This is a genomic window from Jejudonia soesokkakensis, from assembly GCF_042664795.1.
Taxonomy (GTDB): domain Bacteria; phylum Bacteroidota; class Bacteroidia; order Flavobacteriales; family Flavobacteriaceae; genus Jejudonia; species Jejudonia soesokkakensis.
Genome location: NZ_JBHTBN010000007.1, coordinates 120,669 through 129,797 on the forward strand (window position 1 = coordinate 120,669; position 9,129 = coordinate 129,797).

Below are 9,129 nucleotides of genomic sequence, written 5' to 3' on the forward strand. Positions count from 1 at the left end.
GTTGGTAACGATGTATTTCACAAGAAGCCATAGTAATGTAGCAATACATTGGTATGGCTTTTCTTGTTTATAACGACAGTATATATCTTAAATTTACGTTAGTATCCCTCTCTTATCTTTTATTCAATAACGCAAATCGCTATATTTGCAATCCTTTAAATTTTCAATATCTAAATACATATTTATGAGCGAAACTGCCAAAATTATATATACAAAAACAGACGAAGCACCTGCATTAGCAACACATTCATTTCTACCTATTGTAAAAGCATTTACAGCACCTTCCAATATTACTATTGAGACCAGAGATATTTCGTTAGCTGCTAGAATTTTGGCAAACTTTCCAAGTTATTTAAAAGAAGATCAAAGAGTCAATGATGCCCTAGCAGAACTAGGAGAATTAGCTAAGAAGCCTGAAGCTAATATTATTAAGCTTCCAAACATTAGCGCCTCAATCCCTCAATTGAATGCCGCGATAGAGGAACTTCAAGCAAAAGGATATGCAATACCAAGCTATCCAGATGATCCAGGAACCGAGGATGAAAGAAAAGTAAAAGCTATATATGATAAAATAAAAGGAAGTGCTGTAAATCCGGTACTACGAGAAGGTAACAGCGACCGTCGCGCCCCTAAAGCCGTAAAAAATTACGCAAAGAAAAATCCACACCGTATGGGTGTCTGGAGTCCAGACTCTAAATCACATGTAGCAACTATGTCTAGCGGAGATTTTCGTCATAATGAAAAATCTGTCACTATTGAAAAAGCGGGAAGCCTTTCAATACTTCATACAGATACCAACGGAAACAAAAAAACACTTAAAGAAAATATTGTTACTCTAGATGGAGAAATTATTGATGCCACGGTAATGAGCAAAAAAGCATTGCTTAACTTTTTAAAAGAACAGGTTAAGGATGCGAATGAAAAGGGAATTTTATTTTCCTTACACATGAAAGCAACCATGATGAAAGTAAGTGATCCTATTATTTTTGGCCATGCTGTTCGCGTTTATTTTTCTGAATTATTCAAAAAATACGGTAGTACTTTCGAAGAAATAGGTGTGGATGTTAGAAACGGATTTGGAGATTTACTTTCCAAACTTAATGAACTTCCTACTGATAAAGCTTCAGAAATACTGGCAGAAATTAATACCATAATGGATACTAATCCAGATCTAGCAATGGTTAATAGTGATAAAGGGATTACAAATCTTCACGTTCCAAGTGATGTAATTATTGATGCTTCAATGCCAGCAATGATTCGTACTTCTGGACAAATGTGGAATAAACATGGCAAATCTCAGGATACGAAAGCCGTGATTCCAGATAGTAGTTATGCTGCAGTGTATCAAAGCACGATTGATTTTTGCAAAAAACACGGAGCCTTCGATCCCACTACCATGGGAACTGTTCCTAATGTAGGCTTAATGGCTCAAAAAGCCGAAGAATACGGCTCGCACGATAAGACCTTTGAAATTGAAACTACTGGAACTATTTCTGTTGTTGACAACACCGGTAAAACGTTAACATCACACGACGTCGAAGCGGGAGATATTTGGCGTATGTGTCAGGTAAAGGATTTACCAATTCAAGATTGGGTTAAATTAGCTGTGAGCAGAGCAAGAGCCACAGGCAGTCCAGCAGTATTCTGGTTAGATGAGAAAAGAGCTCACGATATAGAATTAATCAAGAAAGTAAAGAAATATCTTTTAGACCATGACACCGACGGATTGGATATAAAAATTCTTTCTCCAGAAAAAGCCACCGAATACACACTGGAAAGAGTAAAAGACGGCAAAGACACCATCTCTGTAACAGGAAATGTTCTACGTGACTATTTAACAGACCTCTTCCCTATTTTAGAATTAGGAACGAGCGCCAAAATGCTTTCAATTGTACCCTTAATGAATGGCGGAGGATTGTTTGAAACCGGCGCTGGAGGTTCTGCACCTAAACATGTAGAGCAATTTAACGAAGAAGGGCACCTGCGTTGGGACTCTTTAGGTGAGTTTTTAGCCTTAGCAGTTTCCTTAGAGCATTTAGGAAATACTTTTAACAACCCAAAAGCAAATTTATTAGGTGAAACCCTGGACGATGCTACTGAAAAATATTTAGAAAACAGCAAATCTCCATCGCGAAAAGTAAATGAACTTGACAATCGGGGGAGTCATTTCTATATTGCACTCTACTGGGCGCAAGCACTTGCTGCTCAAAATAAAGACGCTACTCTTAAAGAGCGCTTTACTCCTATTGCTGAAAAATTAGCAAGGAATGAAGCTAAAATCAATGAAGAATTATTAGCGGCACAAGGGAAAAAAGTAGATATTGAAGGATATTATGAACCTACCGAAGCATTAGTTTACCAACAAATGAGACCAAGCGAAACATTTAATACAATTTTAAATGAGATACAATAAGCTCTTTTAAATGTAATATAAAAGCCTTTATGTTAACCTAGACATAAAGGCTTTTTTTAAACCAAATTGTTATCTATTTTTAAAGAAAAATTCCTTGAAATTTAAACTTTTCATTTGTTGCTGTCTTATCCACTTTAGCATTTATTCTCAAGAAAAATTCACACTAAGCGGTGTTGTTTCTGAAGCTGCTTCGGGAGAGACATTAATTGGAGTTAATGTACTAATTCCTGAACTGTCAAATGGAACAGCCACCAATCAGTATGGCTTTTATTCCATCACACTACCGGCTGGAACATACGAGGTGTATTATAGTAATCTGGGATTCAAAACTGAAAAAATCTCTATAGAATTAACCGAAAACAAAACACAAAACCTTTCGCTTCTTCCCGATACCGAAGCACTTGACGAGGTACTTATCAAAGCAGATATCGAAAAACTGAACATTCGAAAACCTCAAATGAGTGTCAATTCACTTTCCATTAGTACCATCAAAAAAATGCCTGTCGTTTTGGGCGAAGTAGATGTTATCAAATCCATTACTTTACTTCCGGGGGTAACCAATGCTGGTGAAGGTTCCAGCGGATTCAATGTACGTGGGGGTGCAGCAGATCAAAATCTAATACTGTTGGATGAAGCGACCCTTTACAATTCCTCCCATTTATTTGGTTTCTTTTCGGTTTTTAATCCAGATGCCATTAAAGACCTTACTCTTTACAAAGGCGGAATTCCAGCAAGATATGGAGGTAGAGTTTCTTCGGTGCTCGATATTTATCAGAAAGACGGAAACAACAAAGAATACCATGCCCAAGGAGGAATTGGACTTGTAGCGAGCAGATTATTAGTCGAAGGACCTATAAAAAAAGAGAAAGCCTCTTTTCTTGTAGGAGGCCGAAGTAGTTATGCACATCTTTTTTTACCCTTATTTGACAACGACAACTTGGCTTACTTTTATGACTTAAACACTAAGATTAGTTATAATATTGATGCTGACAATAGATTATATCTTTCGGGATATTTTGGCAGAGATGTTTTTAGCATTGCAGATAGCTTTTCTAACAGCTTCGGAAATGCAACCCTTAATCTTCGCTGGAATCATTTGTTTTCAGAAAAACTATTTAGCAACCTTTCTGTAATCTATTCAGATTATTTCTACGGACTCGAATTAGGGTTTGTTGAATTCGATTTTGAAAGTGGTATTAGAAATCTGAACCTCAAATATGATTTTACAAGTTTTCTTTCAGATGATATCGAATTAAAATACGGTATAAACAGCATCTATTATAAGTTTAATCCGGGAGAAATTCGACCTACGACAGAAACTTCAGGAATAAACAGATTTAAACTAACAGACAAGTACGCTTTTGAAAATGCACTCTATGTGGATGCAGAAATAGAACTTTCAGAAAAAATAGCCATACAGGCGGGGTTACGGCTTTCAACTTTTAACAGACTTGGGCAAAATGCTCTAAATATCTATGAGAACGATAATCCCATCACCTATAACGAAGATTTAGATATCTATCAAAAAGCAACCCCTATTGATACAATTTCGTTTAGCCGAAGTGAAACTATTAAATCCTTTGCAACCTTGGAACCTAGACTGGCCCTTGCCTATCAATTGGATGAATCTTCTTCGGTAAAAGCTAGCTATAACAGAACTTCGCAATACATTCATTTAATTAGTAATACTACCTCACCTACTCCGTTTGATATTTATGCTCCGAGCGGAAAGTACATAGAGCCACAACTCGCAGATCAAGTAGCGATTGGATATTTTAAACAATTTGAAAAGTATGCCCTTGAGGTGGAAAGTTTTTATAAAACCGTGAAAAACAGATTGGATTATGTAGATGACGCCGACTTGATTGCGAACGATGCCGTAGAGCAAATTCTTCTTAATGGAAAAGCAAGAGCCTATGGATTAGAAGTACTGCTGCGCAAGACTGAAGGTAAATTACAAGGCTGGATTGCCTATACCCTTTCAAAGAGCGAGCAACAAACTCCTGGAAGAACTCCTCAAGAAATAGGAATAAATAATGGACAATGGTACAATGCAGCCTGGGACAAAACACACGACATTAGTATAACAGCTCAATATGAATTAAATGCAAAATGGAATTTTGGAGCGAATTTTATTTATCAGACGGGTCAGCCCTCCACGTTCCCGAATGGTCAATATGTATTCAATGACATCATTGTTCCTGTATACGAGGCCAGAAATAGTAGTAGATTGCCTAGTTTTCATCATTTAGATCTTTCAGCAACTTGGATCCCGAAACCTAACTCGGACAAAAAATGGAAAAGCGAATGGGTGTTTAGTATTTATAATGTGTATGATCGAAGCAATGCAGCTTCTATTTCGTTTAGAGAGAATACAGACATTGGAAGAAACGAAGCTGTTAGGCTTTCTATTTTTGGAATCATCCCAGCAATTACTTATAATTTTAAATTTTAGTACTATGAAGAAGCTATTATATCTTATTTTTTTCTTCGGAATAGTAACTAGTTGTGAAGATGTTATCGATATTGATTTAAATGATAGTGAACCCAGACTAGTTATCGATGCTGGTATTTTTCATTTTAAAGAACAGGATCGCAACCGGGTTCAGATTAAACTAACCGAAACAGCACCATTTTTTGGGGAAGGACCACAATTCGTCAGAAATGCCAGAGTTACTATTATAGCAGAAGACGGAACTCAATATCCTATTGAAGAAGCTCCAAGTGGCGGATTTTATACAATGGAAAATTTTCCATTGGTAGAAAATAGTAATTATCGCTTGGAGATTTTACATGACAATGAATTATACACCGCCACGGAGCAACTAGAATTGGTCCCTTCATTAGAATTTGTAGAACAAAATAATGAAGGCGGATTTACAGGGGAAGATATTGAACTCAAGGCCTTTTTTACAGACCCTGAAGATGCTGATAATTTCTATTTTTTTGAAGGATTATCGCAGCGAGGATCAGTCTACGATACTTTTTTTGATGAATTTTTCAACGGAAATTTAATCTTTGGATTTTACTTTGTTGATGATCTCGAAAGTGGAGATTCTGTAAAATTTAAACTGCATGGCATAGATGAACAATTCTATAACTTTATGTTTACACTTTTACAACAGAGTTCAGATCAAAGCGATGGTCCTTTTGAAACACAACCTGCAACAGTACGGGGCAATATAATTAATGAGACCAATGAGGATAATTTTCCGTTGGGATATTTTAGAATTTCTGAAGTTTCTACTTTAGATTATCTAGTAGAATAACAAATTGTACCTTTGTATATGAGTTTTATAAAAACAACTGAAGCGGATTCTAATCACGATCATTTAGAAAAAATGACTGTTAAAGAATTAGTTACCGCTATTAATTCCGAAGATAAAACCGTTGCCTTTGCCGTTGAAAAGGCTCTCCCACAAATCATCAAATTGACCGAGGCTGTTTCAGAAGCGCTAAAGAATGGCGGAAGATTATTTTACATTGGTGCCGGCACCAGCGGGAGATTAGGAGTGGTAGATGCCAGTGAGTGCCCACCCACCTTTGGAGTGGAACAGGGTCTTGTTGTAGGGTTGATCGCTGGAGGAGATAAAGCCATTAGAAAAGCAGTCGAATTTGCCGAAGACAACGAAAATGAAGGCTGGAAAGATTTACAATCCGAAAATATTTCAGAAAAAGATATCGTTATTGGTATTGCAGCTTCTGGAACAACACCCTATGTGATTAGTGCTTTAAAAAAATGCAATGAAAATAAGATTATGACGGGATGCATAACCTGCAATGATGGAAGTCCTATAGCAATGACCGCTACGCTACCCGTTGTTGTTATGGTAGGTCCAGAATTTGTAACCGGAAGTTCAAGAATGAAAGCTGGTACCGCACAGAAAATGGTACTGAATATGATTTCAACAGCAGCTATGATCCAGTTAGGAAGGGTAAAAGGGAATAAAATGGTCGATATGCAACTAAGTAATAACAAACTAGTAGCCCGCGGAACACATATGATTATGAATGAAACCGGACTCGACGAAGCAAAAGCTGCACAATTATTAAATGACCACCGAAGCGTTCGCAACGCTATCAATTCAATTAGGAATGGGTAAAGAACATACAGATTTAAAATTATTAGTTCAAGGGCTCAAACGACTTGCACTTGCTATTCCGTTGTTAGTACTAACTACCTATATTTTTAATTTTGCTTTTTTAAACAAAGACACCATTCCACTTTATATATTTATGATCCTTGGGATTGTTGCTATGGCGGCAACTATCTACCTTATGTTTAATGGAATTAAGAAAATTCTGAATTCTATTTTTTAACTTTTTTATAAAGTCCGTCAAAGGCAGTTGACCAAGTATTTTTAGATACCTGTAATACTTCCCAGTGCTGACGTACTGTTCCATCTTTATTATCTGTCCACGTAATTCTATTCACAATTTTTTCGCCTTGAAGATTTGTAGTTTCTTCGCTAGATAGTATCATGGCACCATCTTTAAAACTACCTTTTAAATGAAGGCTTTGGCCTCCATTATCAACCCAAATCTGTTCCCATAGCTTTTCTTTATAATTGTAATAATTATAACTTGTACCTGTATAAGTTCCTTTAGAACTTGTCCAATTTTCTTTTAGAACACAGTTTCCTTGAATTTTTTCTATATAATTGGTGCCCGCTAAAGAACCATCTGGATTAAAAGCTTCCCAGTCACCAATCCAAAAATTAAATTGATTGTGTGTTTCTGTACAGCAATTACACTTTAATTCCTGTGCCTCGATGAATGGACAAAACATAAATGTAAGAGAAATAAGAAGTATGTATTTCATATTCCTTTTATTCAGATTTAATAAGTGTTACAGATTGAGAGTGTGTATCAAAATCAATTCGTAAAATATAGGATGCCACAGCTAAACCTGTAACATCTAAGGATACTACTTGAGTTGTATACCTTTTCTCAAATACCACTTGCCCTAATTTATTTATAACTGAAATTTTATTGATTATTTCAGGATGTTGCACTGTAACTATATCTCTCGCTGGATTTGGATATAGTACAATAGGCGTGAACTTTACATCAGTTAGACCTAAAATTATATTTATTGTCACCTCAAAAGGTTCGCTAGGACACCCTCCTTCAAAATTAACCGCAAAATAGGATTCCCCATCTTCCAATACCGTAGTTAAAGGTAATGGATTTACTCCTGCAAGGGCGTCTGCTTCTGTAGCATACCACGTGACATCCATTGGTGTAATTACAATATCTTCTAAAGTTGAACCCTCAGCTAAATTCTGAACAGCATCTCCCGAAGGTGCTGCGGGAGCAGTGCACGGAGTCAAATTTAGTCTTCCGAAAAATTGAGAAGCATCCATAGAAAGATTAGTGGTTGAACCATCAGAAGGATCTAAGATCTCAACACCAGCACTACTAGAAATTAAAACATTCCCATCCTCTAAGGCCGCTACTCCCCTTAAATTACTAAATTCATAGGAGTTAACAATTGTACCATCTGTGATTGAAAATTCATAAAAGCCATTAGGATTCCCTCCAGAAGAACTAAAGACAGAAGCATATACTGTATTTTCGGTTTCATTTAATTCTATTTGCTGAATAAATTGAACCACACCTTCTTCTACAATATTTCCAAGTACATTCCCATTATAATCACGCCTTTCAATTTTAGATTCACTTCCTATGTAAGAAATATATACTTCACCTCCTACATCTATAATATCAAAAGCTGAACTTGTGCCACTAGTTGGATAAAATCCTAAATTATTTCCATCAAGATCAAATCGAATAAGTGCTTCTCCAGGAGCACTATTTCCAGAACCAGCATTTGTAACCCACACTTCACTGTTATTCACTACAGCTAAGCCCTTAATATTATCTAGACCGACGTCAATAGTTGATATAAAATTTCCATCTAAATCAAATATATCAATACGATCTGCAATTTGATCTGTGATCCAGATTTTATCAATTACCTGCAAAATACCTTTAGGTGTAGAGGGACTCAATGGTGATAGGTCTATAAAGCTTGGATCAACAATGGATCCATCACTCGGATCTAAAAGTACGACAAGTGGATCTTGAATTACTGCAATTCTTTCTTGCGCTTTTATATGAGTAAAGCTAGAAATACAAAGTAGTAATAATAACGGAAAGTAATTTTTTAAGCTCATAGGTAAGTTTTAGTTTTTAAGATAAGGGTAAGATACTAATTATTATGAAAGTAGCAAATTTAGTACGCGCTAGCATAATAGTACTTATAGACTATATTCCTTCTTTAAGGGCACCTCCCGCTCTTTAGCGGGACCACGCTATTCGCTGTAGTTTTGCCTCGATAAGTTGCTCGGCAAAAGCTGTCGCTGCTACTGGCCTGCCTTTGGCAGGTCGCTGGTGCAGTATCTACTCATTATTGAATAAGGTTATAAAAAAAAGTATTGATATTTAGCTGGGTATTGCGCTTAAAAAAGGGACAGTCATTTCTAAATCTTCCTTATAAAAAAGCGGCGACACTACATTGACCAGTTTTAGTAGCATATAATAGAAGTAAGATTGGCTATTTGAAACGCACAGCGCAGTAAAAATGTAATTTTTCAGTGTACACTTTTTTGCTGTGCTATCCAACGCGCTTAGTGTAGAAGAGCAGGTCATGTCACTTTACTACAAAAAAAAGACCCAATCATTTAAATGATTGGGTCTTATAAGAAGGCGGC

General features: G+C 36.4%; 7 protein-coding genes. 5 read left to right on the forward strand and 2 right to left on the reverse strand.

Annotated features, from left to right (window positions below; translation table 11 throughout):
- Window positions 1-184: 184 nt before the first annotated feature.
- From ACFQO1_RS12910 to ACFQO1_RS12930, 5 genes are all read left to right on the forward strand, one after another.
- A complete protein-coding gene (locus ACFQO1_RS12910; RefSeq protein ID WP_380218582.1) occupies window positions 185-2,413 on the forward strand; it encodes an NADP-dependent isocitrate dehydrogenase in 2,229 nt (742 codons plus the stop codon).
- Window positions 2,414-2,507: 94 nt separating this feature from the next.
- Window positions 2,508-4,868: a TonB-dependent receptor gene (locus ACFQO1_RS12915; RefSeq protein WP_380218583.1), complete on the forward strand. Its 2,361-nt coding sequence runs from the start codon at window positions 2,508-2,510 to the stop codon at window positions 4,866-4,868.
- A gap of 4 nt (window positions 4,869-4,872) precedes the next feature.
- Window positions 4,873-5,682: a DUF4249 domain-containing protein gene (locus ACFQO1_RS12920; RefSeq protein WP_380218584.1), complete on the forward strand. Its 810-nt coding sequence runs from the start codon at window positions 4,873-4,875 to the stop codon at window positions 5,680-5,682.
- 18 nt (window positions 5,683-5,700) lie between these two features.
- Window positions 5,701-6,516, forward strand: a complete 816-nt coding sequence (gene murQ, locus ACFQO1_RS12925; RefSeq protein WP_380218585.1) for an N-acetylmuramic acid 6-phosphate etherase — start codon at window positions 5,701-5,703, stop codon at window positions 6,514-6,516.
- On the forward strand, window positions 6,467-6,733 hold the full coding sequence (locus ACFQO1_RS12930; protein ID WP_380218586.1) for a DUF6095 family protein: 267 nt from the start codon (window positions 6,467-6,469) through the stop codon (window positions 6,731-6,733). The genes murQ and ACFQO1_RS12930 overlap by 50 nt, the downstream gene beginning before the upstream one ends.
- On the opposite strand, the gene ACFQO1_RS12935 is transcribed toward ACFQO1_RS12930, so the two are convergent.
- Window positions 6,723-7,235, reverse strand: a complete 513-nt coding sequence (locus ACFQO1_RS12935; protein ID WP_380218587.1) for a hypothetical protein — start codon at window positions 7,233-7,235, stop codon at window positions 6,723-6,725. The genes ACFQO1_RS12930 and ACFQO1_RS12935 overlap by 11 nt on opposite strands.
- 7 nt (window positions 7,236-7,242) lie before the next feature.
- Window positions 7,243-8,592 (reverse strand): T9SS type A sorting domain-containing protein, encoded by a 1,350-nt coding sequence (locus tag ACFQO1_RS12940; RefSeq protein ID WP_380218588.1) that lies wholly within the window; start codon window positions 8,590-8,592, stop codon window positions 7,243-7,245.
- Window positions 8,593-9,129 lie beyond the last annotated feature (537 nt).